The sequence below is a fragment of the Yinghuangia soli genome (assembly GCF_021502675.1).
Taxonomy (GTDB): domain Bacteria; phylum Actinomycetota; class Actinomycetes; order Streptomycetales; family Streptomycetaceae; genus Yinghuangia; species Yinghuangia soli.
The window spans coordinates 26,402-45,679 of the sequence record NZ_JAKFHA010000047.1; the positions used below are offsets into that span (position 1 = coordinate 26,402).

Annotated in this window: 19 protein-coding genes; 8 read left to right on the forward strand and 11 right to left on the reverse strand. The window is 71.6% G+C overall.

Annotated features, from left to right (window positions below; all coding sequences use genetic code 11):
• The first annotated feature begins 22 nt into the window (after positions 1-22).
• Together LZ495_RS39700 and LZ495_RS39705 are read left to right on the forward strand one after the other, a co-directional pair.
• Positions 23-397: a roadblock/LC7 domain-containing protein gene (locus LZ495_RS39700; protein WP_235058088.1), complete on the forward strand. Its 375-nt coding sequence runs from the start codon at positions 23-25 to the stop codon at positions 395-397.
• Positions 398-638: 241 nt separating this feature from the next.
• Entirely contained in the window at positions 639-857 is a 219-nt protein-coding gene (locus tag LZ495_RS39705) for a hypothetical protein (protein WP_235058089.1), read from the forward strand.
• Positions 858-959: 102 nt separating this feature from the next.
• Here LZ495_RS39705 and LZ495_RS39710 read toward each other — a convergent pair whose 3' ends face one another.
• Both LZ495_RS39710 and LZ495_RS39715 read right to left on the reverse strand, forming a co-directional pair.
• Positions 960-1,523 carry a GNAT family N-acetyltransferase gene (locus tag LZ495_RS39710; RefSeq protein ID WP_235058090.1) on the reverse strand — a complete coding sequence of 188 codons (564 nt, stop codon included), beginning with the start codon at positions 1,521-1,523 and terminating at the stop codon, positions 960-962.
• Positions 1,524-1,591: 68 nt separating this feature from the next.
• Positions 1,592-2,170 carry a hypothetical protein gene (locus tag LZ495_RS39715; protein ID WP_235058091.1) on the reverse strand — a complete coding sequence of 193 codons (579 nt, stop codon included), beginning with the start codon at positions 2,168-2,170 and terminating at the stop codon, positions 1,592-1,594.
• A 247-nt stretch (positions 2,171-2,417) separates the two neighbouring features.
• Between LZ495_RS39715 and LZ495_RS39720 the strand changes: the two genes are divergently transcribed.
• The gene (locus LZ495_RS39720) at positions 2,418-2,954 is read left to right on the forward strand and encodes a hypothetical protein (protein WP_235058092.1); all 537 of its coding nucleotides are present in this window, start codon (positions 2,418-2,420) and stop codon (positions 2,952-2,954) included.
• A 158-nt stretch (positions 2,955-3,112) separates the two neighbouring features.
• On the opposite strand, the gene LZ495_RS39725 is transcribed toward LZ495_RS39720, so the two are convergent.
• The 5 genes from LZ495_RS39725 to LZ495_RS39745 form a co-directional block, all read right to left on the reverse strand.
• Positions 3,113-4,288 (reverse strand): S1C family serine protease, encoded by a 1,176-nt coding sequence (locus tag LZ495_RS39725; RefSeq protein WP_284701876.1) that lies wholly within the window; start codon positions 4,286-4,288, stop codon positions 3,113-3,115.
• Positions 4,289-4,834: 546 nt separating this feature from the next.
• Complete coding sequence (locus LZ495_RS39730) at positions 4,835-5,248, reverse strand: hypothetical protein (RefSeq protein WP_235058093.1); 414 nt, start codon at positions 5,246-5,248, stop codon at positions 4,835-4,837.
• Between the two features lie 226 nt (positions 5,249-5,474).
• Positions 5,475-6,995, reverse strand: coding sequence for a carboxylesterase/lipase family protein (locus LZ495_RS39735; RefSeq protein WP_235058094.1), 1,521 nt, complete (start codon positions 6,993-6,995; stop codon positions 5,475-5,477).
• Between the two features lie 245 nt (positions 6,996-7,240).
• On the reverse strand, positions 7,241-7,744 hold the full coding sequence (locus tag LZ495_RS44590; protein ID WP_235058095.1) for a chaplin family protein: 504 nt from the start codon (positions 7,742-7,744) through the stop codon (positions 7,241-7,243).
• A gap of 205 nt (positions 7,745-7,949) precedes the next feature.
• Entirely contained in the window at positions 7,950-8,573 is a 624-nt protein-coding gene (locus LZ495_RS39745; RefSeq protein ID WP_235058096.1) for a CGNR zinc finger domain-containing protein, read from the reverse strand.
• A 148-nt stretch (positions 8,574-8,721) separates the two neighbouring features.
• Between LZ495_RS39745 and LZ495_RS39750 the strand changes: the two genes are divergently transcribed.
• From LZ495_RS39750 to LZ495_RS39765, 4 genes are all read left to right on the forward strand, one after another.
• On the forward strand, positions 8,722-9,270 hold the full coding sequence (locus LZ495_RS39750) for a carboxymuconolactone decarboxylase family protein (RefSeq protein ID WP_235058097.1): 549 nt from the start codon (positions 8,722-8,724) through the stop codon (positions 9,268-9,270).
• Positions 9,271-9,575: 305 nt separating this feature from the next.
• Complete coding sequence (locus LZ495_RS39755) at positions 9,576-11,306, forward strand: N-acyl-D-amino-acid deacylase family protein (protein ID WP_235058098.1); 1,731 nt, start codon at positions 9,576-9,578, stop codon at positions 11,304-11,306.
• Between the two features lie 127 nt (positions 11,307-11,433).
• Positions 11,434-12,336 carry a beta-keto acid cleavage family enzyme gene (locus LZ495_RS39760; protein WP_235058099.1) on the forward strand — a complete coding sequence of 301 codons (903 nt, stop codon included), beginning with the start codon at positions 11,434-11,436 and terminating at the stop codon, positions 12,334-12,336.
• A 79-nt stretch (positions 12,337-12,415) separates the two neighbouring features.
• Positions 12,416-13,186: a GntR family transcriptional regulator gene (locus tag LZ495_RS39765; protein ID WP_235058100.1), complete on the forward strand. Its 771-nt coding sequence runs from the start codon at positions 12,416-12,418 to the stop codon at positions 13,184-13,186.
• 106 nt (positions 13,187-13,292) lie between these two features.
• Here LZ495_RS39765 and LZ495_RS39770 read toward each other — a convergent pair whose 3' ends face one another.
• The 3 genes from LZ495_RS39770 to LZ495_RS39780 are packed head-to-tail and all read right to left on the reverse strand — an operon-like array spanning position 13,293 to position 16,976.
• Positions 13,293-14,117: a TauD/TfdA dioxygenase family protein gene (locus tag LZ495_RS39770; protein WP_235058101.1), complete on the reverse strand. Its 825-nt coding sequence runs from the start codon at positions 14,115-14,117 to the stop codon at positions 13,293-13,295.
• Positions 14,118-14,148: 31 nt separating this feature from the next.
• The gene (locus tag LZ495_RS39775) at positions 14,149-15,249 is read right to left on the reverse strand and encodes an Ldh family oxidoreductase (RefSeq protein WP_235058102.1); all 1,101 of its coding nucleotides are present in this window, start codon (positions 15,247-15,249) and stop codon (positions 14,149-14,151) included.
• A complete protein-coding gene (locus tag LZ495_RS39780) occupies positions 15,246-16,976 on the reverse strand; it encodes an AMP-binding protein (RefSeq protein WP_235058103.1) in 1,731 nt (576 codons plus the stop codon). The genes LZ495_RS39775 and LZ495_RS39780 overlap by 4 nt, the downstream gene beginning before the upstream one ends.
• A gap of 224 nt (positions 16,977-17,200) precedes the next feature.
• Here LZ495_RS39780 and LZ495_RS39785 point away from each other — a divergent pair, with 224 nt between their 5' ends.
• Complete coding sequence (locus tag LZ495_RS39785) at positions 17,201-17,824, forward strand: TetR family transcriptional regulator (RefSeq protein ID WP_235058104.1); 624 nt, start codon at positions 17,201-17,203, stop codon at positions 17,822-17,824.
• A 232-nt stretch (positions 17,825-18,056) separates the two neighbouring features.
• Here the strand turns inward: LZ495_RS39785 and LZ495_RS39790 are convergent, their stop codons facing one another.
• Positions 18,057-19,223, reverse strand: a complete 1,167-nt coding sequence (locus LZ495_RS39790; RefSeq protein ID WP_235058105.1) for an LLM class flavin-dependent oxidoreductase — start codon at positions 19,221-19,223, stop codon at positions 18,057-18,059.
• Between the last annotated feature and the right edge of the window lie 55 nt (positions 19,224-19,278).

Here is a 19,278-nt window from a genome sequence, read left to right on the forward strand (position 1 = left end):
GAAGACCGAGGGGAATCGGCCCATGACGACAGGCCTGGAGCAGGCTCTCAAGGAGGCGATGGCGATCGACGGGGCCGTGGGGGCCGCGATCGTCGACTACACCAGCGGCATGGCGCTGGCCGCCCAGGGCACCTCCAAGGATCTGGACCTGACCGTGGCGGCCGCCGGGAACACCGACGTGCTGCGTGCGAAGGCCCGCACCATGGAGATGCTCGAGATCAACGAGCGGATCGAGGACATCCTCATCACGCTCGACTCCCAGTACCACCTGATCCGCCCGCTCGGCGGACGCGCGGGCCAGGGGCTGTTCCTGTACCTCGTCCTCAGCAAGAACCGCGCGAATCTGGCCATGGCCCGACACCAACTCCGGCGGGTGGAGGCCGAAATCAAGGTCTGACCCGCAGCCCGCCCGGCCCGTCGCGGCCGCTGCCCGCCGTCACCGACCCGAGCGGCGGGCAGCGACCGCCGCTCGGGTCGGTACGGCGCGGGGAGCGCGTCCCGTGACAGGGATGCGTCAGGGGTGCAGGAGCCGGCGTCAACGCCGCGTCAAGGCGGGCCGGCCCGGCCGGTACGCGGCATAGCGTCGCGCAAGAGGAGCCCGGAACCGCGGGCTCCGCCCCTCCCCAGAGGACCGGACCGTGACCACGACCGCCTTCCTGACCCTGCTGTTCACCCTCGCCGTCGCGGCCCGCATCCTGGGCACGTGGCGTTTGTCGGCCCGCCTGCGGGAGGCCGGCGACGCAGCGAGGACCGAGGACGGCTCGGCCACTGCCGGGCAGCCTGACGAACCGGGCGACGCTGTCGTCCCGGTGAGCCCGGAAGTGGCCGAGCACGGTCGGCGGCTTTCCGTCGCGTAGCCGCGGATCCTTCGTCGCGGACGGCTTCGTCCGCATCCCGGTGGCCGTGCCCGCGGTCCGCGACCGACTCCCCGCGTCGCCACGGCGTCGGATCCGTACCTGTCAGGAACGGGGTCCGGCAGCCAGGCGGTACAGGGCGTGGCGGCGGACCGGGTGGCCTTCCGGCACGCGGGGATGGTCGAAGTCCTCGCCCGGGTCGTGCGTCATGCCGAGGCGGTCCATGACCGCGCGGGAGCGAAGGTTGCCGACGGCGGTGAAGGCGACGATGCCGGGCAGCTCCAGTTCGTCGAAGGCGAACCCTGCTGCGGCGGTGGCCGCTTCGGTGGCGTAGCCGTATCCCCAGGCGGACCGGGTCAGCCGCCAACCGATCTCGACCGCGGGCAGGAATGCCGCCGCGAAGCTGGGCCGCGCGAGGCCGGTGAAGCCGATGAACTCGCCGGTGGCCCGTACCTCGACGGCCCATGGGCCCCAGCCTTCGGTGGCGATCATGTCCGCGCACCGCGCGGCCAGCGCGTCGCTTTCCGTACGGCTAAGGCATGCCGGGAAGTACTCCATGACCTCCGGGTCGGCGTTGAGGCGGGCGAACGGCTCCGCATCGGATGCCTGCCAATTCCGCAGCAGCAGACGCTCCGTCACCAACCCGACGGCACCGCCGTCTTCCGCCACGCGGGCCTCCTCGCCTCGTCGTCCCCCGCTTCACGCCCCGGGGCCGGCGTCGCCGAGGGCGTCCCAGGCTATTCGGGGTCCATCCCGAGCATGATCCGCGCGGCACTGCGCTGGTCGGCGTACTGGTCGGGGCGAAGCCACTTCCAGCGCCGGACGCGCACCAAGCGGCCTACCGCCTTCACGAACGCTTCAGGGTCCGCCACCGGCCCGCCGCCGAGGTTGGCGTGGCCGGCCGCCGTCCACTCCCCCAGAACGGTCGCGTCGGCGCTGGCCTCGCTGACGGTCCGTTCGAGCGTGAAGTACCGGGCCTTGAAGCTCCGGTCGAAGAACACGGCAGCGAAGTGCGCTTCGGTGGCCTTCTGCGGAGGCGGGAAGGTGATGAGAACCAGCTGCTGCTTCTTGCGTCCCCAGAAGAGCCGGAATCCGAGCCCGTCCGGCGCGACGCGCTTCCCGCGCGGGACGACGGAGGCGGCCTCCGCCCACATCTCGTGCAGAACGCTTTCGAGCCGCCCGCTGAGCGCGAACGTCGCGAACACCATGCCGTGCTCCAGGACGAACTTCGGCAGGATGACGTGCGCGACGCCGTAATGGTGCTGGCGCGGCATCTGTCCGGCGAGCTCCTCCGGCATGTTCGACGACTGCGACACTGTGGCCTCCCCCGAGTAGCACCGTGTCGTGCGGACAGTACAAGCTCCGTGCGCGTTTGACGATGCTCCGCCAGGCACCGGACCGGCTGCGCACAGCGTCTGAAGCACCGCGCGGACGACCAGGCCCGCTGTGACCGCTCAGCCGTTTTGCGTACCCGGCACGGCGTCGGACGGATTGTTCGGGGTATCGGAAGATAGGCCCTGGTCAGGACTTTTGGCGTGATGCCATGATGCCGCCGTGCAATTCATGACTCCTTCCTTCGAACTGTGGCAGCGGCGTTCCGCCTCCGACCTGTTCGTTCCGCTGTTCGGCGTCGGGTTGATCGTCGTCGCCGTGGCCTTTTGGGGCCGACCGCTCGCGGTGGCCGGGTGGGGCTCCGGGGGCGTCCTCGTGCTCGGCCTCGGGACCTGGACATTCTGGCGCGAGCACAAGCACCCGCTCCTGCGGCTGAACCAGTTCGGCGTGACGGTAAACCCCGGCAGCCGGCCCGGCCGCGGCGTGGGCCGTGTCATCACGTGGCAGGACATCGAGGCAGTGGTCTGCTGGAAGGCCGGCAACGGCAACAACTCCTATTGGGTGGGCGTCTCGGCGTCTGCCGCGTTCCGTAGGCAGGCTGGCCTGGACAAGTCCCGGCTCAACAAGGCGTTCAACGAGAGCATCGGCATGCCGGTCATGGGGACCGTCGTGCGCTGGACAGGCCCCGAGGAAGAACTCCACCGACTGCGCGAGACGGCAGCCCGCGTGTCACCCCAGACCCCGTTCCTCGACCCCCACCAGCAATAGGCCACCGACCCGAACACCTGACCTGGAACTGACCCGGTCCGCAAGCAGCAGCCATGACGGTCGCTGCCTTGGCGCTCGGAGTTGCGCGGGCGCACGCGTGCACTCGGGTGCGGGCGGGGCCGGGGTTCGGCCCCGCCCGGGCGGTGGGGGTCGGCGGGTCATGCGGCGAGGCCGCCTGCGTTGGCTTCCAGGGTCTTCACGATCTCCTTGACCTTGTTGATCGGGATCGAGAAGCCGAGGCCTACGCTTCCTGCCTCGCCGCCCGAAGTCGGCGAGTAGATGGCCGAGTTGATGCCGATGACGCGGCCGTTCATGTCGAGCAGCGGGCCGCCGGAGTTGCCGGGGTTGATGGACGCGTCGGTCTGGAGGGCCTGGTACTTGGTGGCGCCCGTGTCCTGGCCGCTGTTCGTGCCGTCGGCGGAGTTGCCGAACGGGGAGCCGCCGTACGGGGAATCGCCGAAGGGCGAGCCGCCGCCGTAGCCGGGCGGGAGTTGTCCCTGGCCCTGCCCCTGCTGCTCTCCGGCGACCTTCACCTCGCGGTTCAGTGCGCTGATGATGCCTGAGGTGACCGTTCCGGTCAGGCCTTCGGGCGAGCCGATCGCGACGACCTGGTCGCCGACCTTCACCTGGGACGAGTCGCCGAGGACGGCCGGCTTGAGCCCGTCCACGCCGTCGATCTTGACGAGGGCGATGTCGCTGGCCTTGTCGCTGCCGATCACGCGGCCGGTGACCTCGCGGCCGTCGGCGAGCTTGACGGTCACCTTGCCGCCCACGGCGCCGGACACGACGTGCGCGTTGGTGATGATCTTGCCGTCCGCGGTGTAGACGACGCCGGAGCCGGTGCCCTTGCCGTTCGGCGTCTGGACGGAGATCTCGACGACACTGGGGCTTGCGGCGTCCGCGACTGCGGGGATGCCGGAGAGGCCCTTCTTGTCGGCGGCGTTCTGGACGGGTGCCCCGGATTGCGATCCGGACGCCGAGTTGTCGATCCGTCCGCTGATCAGGCCGCCCGCGACACCGCCCGTCAGACCTGCCGCCACGGCGGCCGCGACGGCGACGGTCACGAGGCGCGGCACGCGCGGCTTGGTACGCCCGTGCCCGGGGCCGGACGCGTCGGCCGGGCCGGACGGGGACGGTGTGGAGTGCGGCGGTTCTCCGCCGGAGCCGTCGCCGGCGCTCGGCGCTTCCCCGTGCCCGGTTCCGAAGCCGGCGGACTCCGGGGCCGGGACCTGCTCGGCCGGTGCGCCCCAGGCCATCGGGCCCTGGCCGGACGTCTCCGGCTGAGCCGGGGCGTACCCCGGAGGCTGCGGCGGTGCGGGCGGGATCGTGGGCATCGGAGGCGGAGGCGGGACGGAGCCTTCTCCGGGGCTCCCGGGGCGGAAGCTGTAGAGCGGCTCGTTGCCAGGTCGCGGCGGCTGCGGCGGATGCGGGGGTTGCGGCGGCCGTGGCGGCTGCTGCGGCGACCGGGGGTCCTGCGGGTCCGGCAAGTCCTGCGGGTTCTGCGGGTGCGTTTCCATGCTCTGATCATTGAGGGCGAAGCGTGAGGAAACGGTTAGTAAGGGCAGCGTCAGGACCAAACGGGACGCACATGCGGAGCCCCCGAGGCCGCTGGTGAACCGGGTCGGCCGCAACCGTCGCGGCGGCGGGGCGAAGACCAGGGCGAGGGCCGCCAAACCATTACGGCCGCGCAGGGCGCGTGGGCTACATTCGGACCCGGTTCAGGTGCGAAGCGGCTCCATACTTCTGACCTCAAAGGTCTCGCGGGTTCGAATCCCGCCGCCGGTCCTTCGGGGCCGGTGTGGGCGAGCGGCCGAAGCCACCAAGCAGGATCCGCGCTTCCGATCTCTGAACCGCCCTGCCCGCATGCGGACCCGTCCGGGCTATCCGGTCGGGCCGGGCGCGCGGTGCCGCCGGGTCTGCCAGCGGGCGATTGCGGTGGCGAACACGCCGGTCGCGGCTGCGCAGCCGAACATGATCATGCCTACGCCGATGACGAAGAGCCCGCTCCCGTCGTCCGCCGACCAGTCGTAGTACGCGGCGACCGACAGCCCCGCGCTCGTGCCGACCACCGCGGCCGCGACGTACTGCCGCGACGCCGCCGCGAACACCGGCAGTGCCAAGGTCAGCACGAGTCCGATGACCTGCCACTGCGCGTAGGAAACCGCTTCCCTGCCGTCGGCCAGATCCCGCGGCTGGTCCCAGCCGAGCCACGCAGCCCAGGCGCCTGCCGACACCGCGGCCAGCACGGCGGTGGTGAACAGTTGGTTGTCGAATATCCGCGGCAGCTTGCTCATGGACTCAGCGTCGCGGAGCACACCGTCTCCGCCGCAGAGCGCAGGTACTCAGCACCGCCTGAGTACCTGGGCGACCGAGTAACTGGGTGCACGCGAGGGCGGGCCCGGCGCCTGCAGCCCGGCCCGCCCTCGTGCGTCTCGCGCATCCGGCGCATCTCGCGCGCCCGGCGAAACAGTTCGCGTCCCGCGCAAGCTGGCGCGTCCAGCGCGTCTTCGTAGGCCCGCGCTATGCGGACATCGCGGCGCTCAGCTCCGATTCGCGGGCGAAGACCGCCCCCGCGCGCGACGTGCGGTCGAACACCATGCCCTGGCGTCCCTTCGTGTCGTACGCCGCCCAGCCCGGGTCGCCGTCGCGGATGAACGCGACCCACGCGGCGTGTGTCGTGTCGGCCAGGTCCTGCGGCGGGTTGGCACCGGTATTGGCCAGGACGTTCTCGCTGTCCAGGCAGTCCCAGGCGAACGGCAGCTCGATGCAGTGCCCGGCGAGGCCGTTCTCGGCGCTGGTGAAGCGGAAGTCGTAGGCGAAGGTGCCGGCTTCCTCCTTCTTGGCGCGCGCCGCGAGCGTGTCGGCGACGAAGAAGCGGAACACGAAGTCGGTCATGATCTTGCCGAACAGCAGGCGGGGCTTGCCTACAGTCGCCGCGCCGTAGATACGTCCCCGCGCGCCGGAGAACCCGGCGAGGCGCAGCGCCAGGCGGCGCGGCAGCCAGTCCAGGGCGGCGGGCATCATCGTCGACGCCATCTCGAACTCGCCGGCGGTCGCGCCGATCAGCAGTGCCTTGTCGGCGCCGATGCCGCGTTCGAGGGCCTCGTCCAGGCCGTACGGCAGCAGGTCGCCGTCGACGAACGGCGCCCACCCCGACAGCCCGGTGCCCTGGCGCGTCAGGCTCTTCATCATCTGCGGGCCGAGTTCCTCGTCGCTGAGCTTGGCCTGCTCGGTGAAGACGGCCTTCTCCTCGAGCGCCGCGAATGCCGCGCGCGTGGGCGCGATCCCGAGGCGCTTCGCGAACGCCGCGGACCGTGCGGCGGCCGTCGCGGGGTCACTGGCGAACGCGCCCGGGGACTCCGCGATCACGGCCCGGAACAGGTGCTGGGCCTTGGGCATCGACAGCAGCGTCAGCACCGCGGTGCCGCCTGCGCTCTGGCCGCCGATGGTGACCTGGTCCGGGTCGCCGCCGAAGGCGGTGATGCTCTCCTGCACCCATTCCAGGGCCATCAGCCAGTCCAGCACCGCCCGGTTGTCGGGCGCGCACTCGAGGCGGCCGAAGCCGTCGACGCCGAGCCGGTACGACACCGACACGACCACGACGCCGTCGCGCGGGAACGCCCCGCCCTCGTACCAGGGTGACGACGGCGACCCGCTCATGAAGCCGCCGCCGTGGATCCACACGAACACCGGCAGCTTGGCCGTGGTGTCGCCCGGCTTGGGCGTGAAGACGTTGACCAGCAGCGTGTCGTCGCCGGGGTACGACGGCTCGGGGATCAGCGTCACGCCCATCATGTAGTCGCGCAGGGGCGTGGCCCCATAGGCGACCGCGTCCCGTACGCCCTCCCACGGCGCGCGCTTGACCGGCGCCGCAAAGCGCAGGTCGCCGACCGGCGCCTCGGCGAACGGTATGCCGAGGTACGCGGCGTTCGAGTCGCCGAGCATGATCCCGCGGACGTCTCCGGCCGGGGTCCGGACGACGGGCGCCTCGCCGTGCGGCTCCGAGGGCCGGGTGTCCTGGCCGAGCTCGATGGAAGACATGGTGGTCCCTTTCAAACGGCACGGGTCCGCGACGGCGGCAAGGCAGGGTGAGAATACCGAGTGATCGGTAGGTTTTGACATACGCCGCTGCCACAACCTGCCCACGCCGCCTTGCACCCGCCGCCGGACGCCCCGGCCCGAGCCCGAAACCCGGGGAGTCACGCCACCGAAAGGCTCCCGACGCGAGCCCGAAGCCCGCGCCGGCAGGCCTCAGGCAGCCCGTACCGCGCTCGACCCCAAGACCGTCAGGCCTGCACCGGCACCGGGCTCGCCCGGCGGTAGAGGATCGTGCCGCCGAGCAGGAACGCGACGCCGACCACGGCCAGCCCGGCGGTCTGCGCACCGGCGCCGGTCTCCGCGAGCCGGGCCTGCGGGACGGGCGCGTTCCACTTCTGCACCGGGGCGGGCTCCTCGACCACCGGCGCGGCGGGCGGCACGTACGCGGCCTGCACCTCAGGCGCCTCCGGCTTCACGCGCGGCGTCGGCGTCCACGACGGCGGGCAGGGGGTCTCCGGCGGAGCCTCGACCGGGGCCGCGTTGGCGCACACGCCGCCGAAGACCGGGTTCAGCAGGCCCACCACACTGACGCCGTTGTCGCACAGGTTCACCGGGACCTGGACGGGGAGCTGCGCGGCGTTGCCGCTCAGCACGCCGGGCGAGTCCGCGGCAGCTCCGTCGGCATTGCTGTCGGCGTGCGCGACGCCCCCGGCACAGGCGGCCAGCGCGCCCGACGCGGCGACAGCAACCAACAGGCTCTTACTCGAAATGCGCTGCACGGAACGCCGGTCCCTTCGTTCGCAGAGGGCGGGACCTGTTCCCGCGAAGACGTTAACGTCGCCAGTGGGGTCAAGTTACTCAAATTGAACATTGATGACCTCTACCGGATTTCGGGTCATTTTCATTTCTTCGCCACCAGATAACCCAAATGGCCGCACCCCCACGCCGACCTCGGCATCAGTCGGAGCCGCCGGTCCGGTGGCGACGGTAATGGCGTGCGGAGCGGGCCCGGTTGCCGCAGGACGGCGAGCACCATTCGCGGCGCGGGTGGTCCTTGACGAAGTAGAGGACGCAGCCCGGCGCCAGGCAGGCCCGCAGCCCCGCCTCGTCGCCCCTGCTGAACATGCCGATGGCCTCCTCGGCAATGGCCGAGACGGCCGCCCCGGCGGCATGGCCCTGGGTGCGGACGTGCCGGACCGGCGCCTCCCCCGCGACCCAGGTGAGCGCGGACCAGGTCGGGACCGCGCCGGCAGCCTGGTTGACGGCGGCGATGGCGGCGTCCCGTTCGCGGATGGCCGAGGCCGCCGCGGTGCGCGGGTCGCCGGTGGCCTCGGCGGCGAGCCGGCGCAAGGCGTCGCGCAGAAGCACCAGGCGTCCGGCGAGGTCCGCAGTGTCGGCCGCGGTGATGCCTGCCAGGTCGTGGTCGGCGAGCAGCGCGATACGCGGGGCCACGGCGCGCAGCCAGGCGCGGGTGCCGTCGGGGTCGGCGAGCGCGTCGTGGACGCCGTCGCGGTCCGCCCAGATGGTGTTCATCAATTCGACGGGCAGGGGTTCGCCCAGTAGTTGCGCGGTGGTCTCCATGGATTCACTGTATCTCGCTTCTAACGGTTGCAGTCCGTTCCAAGCGTTGACATCCGAGAAGCGACGGGTCATGATTCTGACGGTTGAACACGCACTCAACCGTTAGAACTACCGCAAGCACCGCAACTGATGAAGGAGCTCTGTCCCCATGTCCGGTTTCCCCCTCGTCGACCCCGCCACGGCCACCGGCAAGGCCGCGCAGCTGCTCGCCGACGTCCAGAAGGCGCTCGGCGTCACGCCCAACATGACCAAGGCGATGGCGAACAGCCCAGCACTGCTGGAGGGTTACCTGGCGCTGTCCGGCGCGCTCGGCCGCGGCGCCCTGCCCGCCGCGGTCCGCGAGCGGCTCGCCCTGGCCACCGCGGAGTACAACGGCTGCGAGTACTGCCTGTCCGCGCACACCTACATCGGCGCGAACATAGCCAAGGTCGACGCCGATGAGCTGGACGCGGCCCGCGACGCCAAGTCGTCGGACCCGCACGCGGCGGCGCTGCTGGCGCTGTCGGACGCCTTGGCCCGAGGACGCGGCACGGTCGACGGCAGCGTCGTGCGCGAGGCCCGCGAAGCCGGGGCCACCGACGCCGAGATCGGCGAAGTCGTCGGCCACGTCGCCCTCAACGTCCTGACCAACTACTTCAACATCCTCGCGGAGGTCGCGAACGACTGGCCGGCCGTCAGCCCGCGCACCGCCGCCTGATCCCCCTGGACACCCTGCTCACCTGACACCCTGCTCAGCTGACACCCTGCTCACCCGAACGCCGGCTCGCCCGACCGCCGGACGGTCGAACGGTCGGACGGTCGGATCCGGCAGGTGAACGCACGGTCCCGGCCGCCACCCGGCGGCCGGGACCGCCGCGCGGCGAGGCGACCCCTGGGCGCTTCCGAGCCCACTGCCGCGCGGCACCGCACAGCCGCCCGGACGAACCGGACCGGCGCCCTCCGCCTCTTTGAATGGCGATCTTTCTCCTATATGACTGGGGAAAACTTCGCGGGAGGTGGCGCATGGGCCCGGCCTTCGACGTGGTCGTACGCAACGGGGTCGTGGCGGACGGCAGCGGTGCCGAACTGTTCGACGGCGACGTCGGCATCATCGGCGGCACGATCGCCGCGGTCGGCCGCGTGGCCGGGACCGGGCGGGAGGAGATCGATGCCCGCGGGCGCCTGGTCACCCCCGGATTCGTCGACATCCACACGCACTACGACGGCCAGGTCACCTGGGAGGACCGGCTGGCGCCGTCGTCCGGCCACGGGGTCACCACCACGGTGATGGGCAACTGCGGCGTCGGCTTCGCGCCGTGCCGGCCGGAGCACCGCGAACTGCTGGTCAAGGTACTCGAAGGCGTCGAGGACATCCCCGAGATCGTCATGGCCGAAGGGCTGCCGTGGACGTGGGAGTCCTATCCCGAGTACCTGGCCGTGCTCGCGGGGCGCCGCACCGACATCGACTTCGCCGCGCAGGTGCCGCATGCCGCCGTACGCGTGCACGTCATGGGGCAGCGCGGCGCCGACCGCGAGGCGGCCACGGCCGAGGACCTCGCGGCCATGACGCAGATCGTCGCCGAGGCGGTGGCCGCCGGAGCGCTGGGCGTCAGCACCTCGCGCAGCATCGCGCACCGCACCCCGGACGGCGGACTCGCCCCCACCGTGGGCGCCGAGGAGGCGGAGCTGCACGCGCTGGCGGACGGCCTGCGCCGCGCCGGCTCGGGCGTCCTGCAGCTCATCGGCAACCAGGAGGACCACGACCCGCGCGAGGAAGTGGCGCTGTTCCGGCGCCTGACCGAGACGTCCGGCGGCCCGCTGTCCTTCACGCTCATGGCGACGGGACGCTTCCCGGACCAGGCGCAGCGCTACCTGGACGCCCTCGACGCGGAGAACCGGGACGGGCTGCCGCGCATCCGCGGCCAGGTGTTCCCGCGCCCGGTCGGGGTGATCCTGGGCCTGGACTGCTCGTTCCATCCGTTCGTCCTGAACCCGGCGTACCGCGAGATCGAGCACCTGCCGCTCGCCGCGCGCGTCGCGGCCATGCGCGAACCGGAGCGCCGCGCCCGGATCCTGGCCGAACGCCCGGACCACCCGAACCGCAACTTCCTCTACTTCGCCTCGCAGGACGCCGAGCTCTACCTCCTGGACGCGCACCCCGACTACGAGCCGACCGCGGACACCAAGATCGGCGCGCTGGCGGCCGCCCGCGGGACCACCCCGCGCGAGCTGATCTACGACCTGATGGTCGACAGCGGCGGCCTCGCGGTCTTCCTGCTCGCGGCGATCAACTACCAGGACGGCAGCCTGGAACCGGTACGCCGCCTCCTGGAGCACCCGCACACCGTCGTCGGCCTCGGCGACGGCGGGGCGCACTACGGCACCATCAGCGACGGCAGTTACCCGACGACGCTGCTCGCGCACTGGACGCGCGACCGCACCCGCGGCCCGCGTATCTCCGTGCCGCAGGCGGTGCGCATGCTCACGCGCCCCAACGCCGAGACCGTCGGCCTCCTCGACCGCGGGCTCCTCGCGCCGGGCCTGCGGGCCGACCTCAACATCGTCGACTACGACAACCTCAGGCTGCACCGCCCGACCACGGCCTGGGACCTGCCGGCCGGCGGGCGGCGCCTGATCCAGAAGGCCGACGGATACGCGCTGACCATGGTCAACGGCACGGTCACCTACCGGGACGGCGAACCGACCGGCGCCCTGCCGGGCCGCTTCGTGCGCAACCCTGCCGCCCGCCGCTGACCCCGCCGCCCTTCACCACGCGTCCCCGATGCCCTGGAACTCGCGGCCCTGACGCCCTTCGCCAAACGCCCCTGACGCCTTTGCCCCCGCGCCTCTGACGCCCTCGACCCCGCGGAGCCGAACTCCCATGTCCGACGCACCCATCTCCACACCCGTCATCATCGAGGCCGCGATCAACGGTGTGACGTCCCGCGACCGCAACCCGCACGTCCCGATCACCCCCGCCGAGATAGCCGAGGACGCACTCGCCTGCTTCGCGGCCGGCGCGGCGGTCGTGCACAACCACATCGACCGCTACGGCCGTACCGAAGCCGAAGCCGCCGAGCGCTACCTGGAAGGCTGGCGCCCGATCCTCGCGGCCCGCCCGGACGCACTCGTCTACCCGACGGTCCACGCCTCCCCCACGCCGGGCTACGAGCACCAAGTGCTCCTCGCCGAAAGCGGCTTGGCCCGCATCGGGATCGTCGACCCGGGGTCGGTCAACCTGGGCGGCGTCGACAAGGACGGTGTCCCGGCCGGCTCGTTCGTCTACGCCAACTCGTACGACAAGATCGCCCGGGCGTTCGAGATCTGCGCCGACCACCGCCTCGGCCCCAGCATGGCCATCTACGAACCGGGCTTCCTGCGCACCGTGGTCGCGTGGTGGCGCGCCGGCCGCCTGCCCGCCGGCTCCATGGTCAAGCTCTACTTCTCCACCGAACGCGGCTACATGGGCGCCCCGTTCGGCCTCCCCCCGACCGCCGCCGCGCTGGATGCGTACCTGGAGATCCTCGACGGCTGCGACATCCCCTGGGCAGTCTCCGTGGTCGGGGGCGACGTCATCGCCGAGGAGGTCGCCCGCCTCGCCCTCGCCCGCGGCGGCCACCTGCACCTGGGCCTGGAGTTCTACGCGGGCGACCGGCAACCGACCAACGCCGAACTCGTCACCGAGGCCGTCCGCCTCTGCGAAAAAGCCGGCCGCCCCGTAGCCACCCCCGACGAAACCGCCACCCTCCTCAACCTCCCCCGCCCGCGCCCCGACCAGGCCTGACGCTCGCCTCCACCACCGTCCCCCTCCCCGGCGACCGCGAGCCGCGCAGCTCGTACATCAGCGCTCCAGGCAGACGAAGTTGAGGTTATATACTTTCTACTTCTGCCCAGCACCCGATGCTGCCGTCGCCGGGGAGGCCACCATCGCCAGCCGGTTCCACGCTTCCGGCCCCGGTACCGCCGCTCTGGTCACGGGCCCCGAAGGCCTGTCGCGGCCGACGAGTTCGCAGCAGGTGGCGGAGTACATCCGGCGGCTGATCTTCGACAAGACGCTCCGCACCGGCGACCGCATCCCCCAGGACGAGATCGCCGCCGACCTGCGCGTCAGCCGCGTCCCGGTCCGCGAGGCCGTGATCGCCCTGGACCGCGAAGGCTGGGTGACCCTGGAGCCGCACCGCGGCGCCTTCGCCAACGGCCTGGACGAGAACTCCACGCGCGACCACTACGGCATGCTCGGCCAGCTCTACGGCTACGCCGCCGCGCGCGCCGCAGAGCGCGGCAGCGACGAGTCCTTCGCCGAACTCCAGTCTCTGCACCGCATGTTGCAGGCCGCCACCGACCCCGGCGAGTTCTTCCACCGCAACACCGCCTACCTGCGTCAGCTCGTCGCCATGGCCCAGTCCCGCCGCATCGAGACCATGACGCGCGTCTTCACGACCAACCTCGTCCCCGGCAACTTCTTCGAAGAAGTCCCCGGCGTCATGCGCATCCAAAAGCGCAGTCTCAAGGCCGTCACGAAGGCCGTCACCACCCGCAACGCCGACGCAGCACAAACAGAACTAGCCACGATGCTCCGCACCCAGGCCGACAACGTCGTGACGCTACTCCGGTCACGAGACCTCCTGGCCTGACCCGGCCACTCTTCCTTGCGCCGACGACACAACGGTCGGATCGGGCGCGGCGTCCGGCGTCCGGCGTCCGCGATGGTGTCCAGGTACTCGTGCTTCACCAAGACGGTCAGCGCGGGCGGTCTCCGGCGATGGTCACTCTGTGGAGGACTCGTTCGGCGCCTCCTGTGTCCCCCACCACCGCGTGCTGGGTGCAGCGGTTGTCCCAGATGACCAGGTCGCCTACCTGCCAGCGGTGCCGGTAGACCAGTTCGGGGCGGGCCACCTGGGCGTACAGGTACTCCAGCAGCGGGGCGCTTTCCTCGATGGTCCAGCCTTCGAAGTGGGAGGTGTAGTCGCCGTTGACGAAGAGGGCCTTGCGGCCGGTCAGCGGATGGGTGCGGACGACCGGGTGGGTCTGGGTGACGGCGTCGCGCTCCAGGCCGGCCTGGCCGGCGAGTTCGGTGCCGCGGTGGACAGCACGGAGGCCGTCGAGGGTGTGCCGCAGGCCGGGTGAGAGTTGTTCGTAGGCGCCGTACGCGTCGGCCCACATGGTGTCGCCGCCGAGGGGCGGGAGGACGCGGGCCAGGAGCATGGTGAGCGCGGGCGGGCAGGGGGCGTGGGTGGTGTCGGCGTGCCAGCGCTGGGTGACCGGGGTGGGGTCGTGGATCTTCATCAGGCCCGGGTAGCCCTCGATGCTCGGGACGTACGGGTGCACGGACACCTCGCCCCACTGCGCGGCGAACGCGAGCTGGCGGCTCGGCGTCACGGCCGACTGGCCGCGGATGCACAGGACTTGGTGTTCGAGGAAGAGGTCTTGGAGGCAGCGTACGGTCGCCTCGGTGGTGTCCTCGGCGAGGTCGATCCCGGTGACGAGGGCGCCGAGGGCGGTGGAGAGCCGCTGGACGTTCAGCCCCGGCGCAGGGGCGGCGGGCTGGGTCGTTTCGGCGGTCATGGCACCTCCGGATCTGGGGGGACGAACGCGGTCAGTCGAGGCCAGGTACGCCGAGTTCGGCGGCGTGGCGGTCTATTTCGTCGCGGAGTGCGGCCGGAAGGGGGATGCCGTGGGCTTCTCGGTGGGCGCGGCGTTCGTTTTCGAGTTGGCCGGGGACGAGGACACGGTCGACGCCGGCTGCGGTCTCGGAGCCGGTGATGTCGTCGATGAGGGTGCTGGTTCGGATGCCGAACTCACCGGCGGGGAGGAAACGTTCGGGGTCGAGGCCGAGGAAGACGAAGCCCTTGGCGACCCGGTCGCGGCCGTGTGCCGGGGACGCGGTGTGCTCGGTGCGCCCGAAGCTGCTGCCGGTCAAGACGCCGGCCAGCAGTTCGACCAGGACGGCGAGGCCGAAGCCCTTGTGGCCGCCGAACCACTGCAGGTGTGCGATCGACGCGGCGTCGGGGTCGGTCGTCGGCCGGCCCTGCTCGTCGTTCGCCCAGCCGTCGGGGATCGCGGTGTCGCCGCGCTTCTTGGCCAGCAGCAGCTTGTTGCCGGCGACCGCGGTGGTGGCGACGTCGTAGACGATCGGCGGCTTGTCGCCCGCGGGCACGGCGTACGAGAGCGGGTTGGTCGAGAACAGCTGGGTGATGCCGCCGTACGGAGGCACGATGGTCGGGCCGTTCTGGAAGCAGAGGCAGATCAGCCCGGCCTGCGCGGCGCGCTCGGTGTACGCGGCCAGCGCGCCCAGGTGGGTGCCCTCGCGGACCGCGACCGCGGCGATGCCGTGCTGCCGGGTCCGCTCGGCGAGCAGGCGGACGGCTTCGAGACCGGTGATCTGCCCGAAGCCCAGGCCGCCGTCGAGCAGCAGGGTGCTCCCCCGGTCTTCGACGAGCCGCGGCTGGGCGGCCGGGTCGAGATGGCCGGCGCGGATGCGGGCGACGTACAGGCCGAGCAGGTGCGCGCCGTGCGAGTCGACGCCGCGCAGGTCGGCCTCGACGAGCAGTTCCGCTACGGTCGCGGCGTCGGCGGCCGGTGCACCGAGGGCTTGCAGGACGCCGCCGAGCACCTTGCGCAGGTGCTCCGCGGCGACGGGGGGCGGTACGGCCACGTCGGTGGGCTCCTCGCTCGCGTCGGACGGGGCAGTGCTCATGAGGTCTCCGCTCGGGTGTCCGCTCGGTTCTCGACTCGGGTGTCCGCTGGGTTCTCCACCCGGGCCGCCTGGCTCTCCGCTGCGCGGTCCCACGTCCCGGCCGTGACGCCGCGCTCGCGGAGCACGTGCTTCTGGATCCGCAACGACGTGGTGTTGCGCGGAAGTTGCTCGACCACGTCGATGTAGCGCGGCACCATGTAGCCCGGCATGCGGTCGGCGAGGTGCTGTGCCAGTACGGCGGGGTCGACCTTGTCGCCGTCGGCCGGGACGACGGCGATCATCACTTCGTCGCCGCCGAACGATCCCGGGACCGCGAACGCCGCGCACTCGGCGACCGAGGGGGCGTCCAGCACGAAGGCCTCCACCTCGAACGAGGAGATGTTCTCCCCGCGGCGGCGGATTGCGTCTTTCATGCGGTCGACGAAGTAGAAGCGGCTGTCCTCGTCCTGGCGGAACGCATCGCCGGTGTGGAACCACCCGTTGCGCCAGGCCCGCGCGGTTGCCTCGGGCATTTTGTAGTAGCCGGCGTTCAGCGCCCAGGGGGCCCCGGCTCGGACGACCAGTTCGCCGGTGGCGCCGACCGGGACGGGCACGTCGTGTTCGTCGACGACGCGCACCTCCGCCCAGGGGTAGCCGGTGCGGACCCGCCCGCTGGTCTGCCAGGGGCCGTGGTCCCAGCCGGTGACGACCAGCGGCGGCACCTCGGTCATGCCGTACGACGTGGCCACTCGGACCCCGAATCGCGCCTCGAAGGCGGCGATCTCGGCGATCATCGGGCCCAGGACGATGCCGCGCAGCGGGTTGTCGGCGTCGTCGGGCCGCGCGGGGAGCGAGTGCAGCAGCGCGGTCATGGGTCCGACCAGCCCGGCCGCGACGGCTCCGGCGGCGCGTACGTCGTCCCAGAAGGCGGTGCCGCTGAACTTGTCGCGGGTGACGAAGCGTCCGCCGCGCGACAGCGTGTAGTGCAGCGCTCCGAGACCGGATATGTGGAACAGCGGCATCGGGCAGTAAAGCGCCTCACCAGTGGTGAGCGTGTCGTCCGGAACCCAGGACCAGTAGCCGTGCATGGCCGCCCAGGGCGTGACGACCCCCTTGGACGGGCCGGTCGTCCCGGACGTGTAGAGGATCGCCGCAGTGTCGTACCCCTCTACTTCGTGTCCCTCTCCTTCGTCCCCCTCTACGCCGCACGCCGCGTCGGCGACCTCGGGAACGGAGTCGGGCAACCGGCCGCCCGAGGACACAACTGCCTGCCCGAGTGTGCCGGATGCGTCCGATTCCCCGACGATCACGACGTTCCGCAGGCCCGGCAGCCCGTCCGCCACCTCGGCCAGCCGGTCCAGGAACCCCGCCGCGACCACCACCGCCACCGCGTCGGAGTCGTCCAGGACGTGCGCGAGCATGCGCCCGAAGTACGCGCTGTTCACCGGCACCGCGACGTTCCCCGCGGCTGCGGCACCGAGCCACACGAGTGCGCTGTCGAGCGGGTCCGCGATCAGGTACGCGACGTGCTCGCCCGGCGCCACGCCCGCGCTGCGCAGCGCCGCCGCCCAGCGCTCCGCCGCGGCCGACGCGGCCCGGTAGGTCAGGCGGCGCCCGTCGACATGTTCGAGGAAGACCGCGTCGGGCGTGGCCGCGGCCCAGTGCCGTAGCGCGTTCGGCAGGAGGAGGCGGCGGTCCGGCAGCATGCTGCCGGGGTCGGGCGGCTGCGCACTAGTGCGGTCGGACAACGCGGTTCTCCTCTGCGGTGCGGTCAGGTGCCGTGCAGTGCGGAGTGGAACGCGGTTCAGGTGAGCGGCCGTCGAGTCCGAGCGGGTCCGAGCGGGTCAGTTCGGGTCCGGTCGGGATCCGCGGGGCGCGAACGGTCAGCGTACAAAATATACAATCTGTAACCCGAGGTCGAGGCTCGAGCAGCGCCCGGGATCGGGCCGCGGCCCGCGGATAGAATGCGGCCGTGCCGACACATGAGCTGCCTCCACGAGCCGTGGACACGATGACGCGCTCGCAGCTCGCACGCCACCGCCGCGTCACGGACGCCGTCATCGACCTGATCGGCGAGATGGATCCGGCCAGTCTGCAGATGCGCGACGTCGCGGAGCGGTCCGGCGTCTCGCTCGCGACGATCTACCGCTACTTCTCGTCCAAGGACCACCTGCTCGCGGCCGCGGTCGCGGATTGGCAGGCCCGGCTGACCGAGCGCGTGCTGGGCGAGATGAGCCTGGGCCGTACGCGCCTGCCCGCGGAGGCGACCGCCGAGGAGCGGGTGCTGCGGTTCGCGCAGCGCGAGCTGCGGGCGTTCCAACGCCAGCCGAACTTCGGGCACTTGGCGGTGTCGCTGATCGCCTCGTCGGACCCGTACGCGAGCGAGACGATCGCGCGCATGCAGACGTCGTCGCGCCAGGCGATGCACGCGCTGATGGCGGACCTGCCGCCGGAGACCGCGGAGACCATCCAGATCGCCGTGCAGGGTGTCGTGCTCTCCAGCCTGATCGCCTGGATGACGGGACGGAAGGCGTGGCCGGAGATCCTGGCGGACGTCGAGCGCGTCACGCGCCTGGTCTTCTCCGCGCTGCGCTGACCGCGCCGCAGACATACGCAAGGCACGTGCACGGATCGCGGGCCTGCGAACGCCCCGGCTCGGCGGCGGCCGTCCTCCCTGGTGCGGGCGGCCGCCGCCGGCCGGGCCGGCGTGTTGCGTCGGCATCCCCCCCGGGGGGGGGGCGGGGGCGTGCGCGCGGGGGGGGGGCGCCCCCCCCCGGCCGGGCAGGCGTGATGCGTCGGCATCACGCCGGGGCAAGGAACCGTGTGCGTCAGTTCCCCGTGACTCCGGTGGACCCGGTGGTCCCGGTGGTCCCGTTGGTCGCAGCCCGGCGGAACACCGTCGTGCGGTGCTCGGCCTCGGTGTCCAGCTTCGGGATGATGTGCTCCCCGAAGAGCCGGATGGTCTCCAGCGTGCCCTCGCGCGTGTCCGGCCCCAGCCCGAGGACGAGCTGGTCGACGCCGGCCGCCTCGTACCGCTTCACGGCGGCGAGCGCGGCGTCCGGGTCGCCGACGATCATGGCGCCTTCGCCGGCGGCGAACTCCACCATGTCCGCGTTGATGTCGGGCACCAGTTCGGGCCAGTGCGGCAGCCCTTCCGGGTGCGGGAAGGTGTCGTGGTACCGGTACACGTTGCTGATCAGGTACGACGGGCGCGACGCGACCGCCCGCTCGACCGCGTCCCGCCGCTCGTTCGCGACGAAGCCGGTCGAGACGCACAGCACGTTGTCGTTGACGAACGCCCCGATCGGCTCGGCACTCGCGATGGCCTGCTTGTACTTCGCGGTCAGCTTCTCCGCGGACTCGAGGTCGCCGATCGAGAAGCCGAGGACGCCGAGGCCCAGGCGCGCAGCCATCTCGTACGACGGCGGGCTGCCCGCGGCGTACCACATCGCCGGGTGGGCCTGCCCGTACGGCTTGGGCAGGATGCGGCGCGGCGGCAGCGACCAGAACTTGCCGTTGTAGCCCTCGTATTCGTCCTGGAGCCACATCTTGGGGAACTCGCGGATGACGTCTTCCCAGATCTCTTTGGTCTGGTTCATGTCCTCGATGCCGGGCAGGAAGCCGAGGATCTCGTGGCTGCCTGCGCCGCGGCCGGTGCCGAACTCGAACCGCCCTTGGGAGAGGTGGTCGAGCATCGCGACGCGCTCGGCGACCTTGGCCGGGTGGTTGACCTGCGGCAGCGGGTTGAAGATGCCGGAGCCGATGTGGATCCGCTCGGTCGCGTGCGCGAGGTAGCCGCACATGACGTCGTTGGCGGACAGGTGCGAGTACTCGTCGAGGAAGTGGTGCTCGCTCAGCCAGACGTACTTGAAGCCGGCCTTGTCGGCGGCGATCGCGTACGCCATGTCGTTCATCAGGGCCTCGTGCTCGGCGTCAGGGTTGCCCTGCCGCCGGTAGCCGGGGTTGTAGCCCTGCAGGAAGATGCCGAACTCCACGGGATTCCTTACTTGTTGCGTGCCAGAGGGGTCGTGCGGGCCGTGCGGGCCGTGC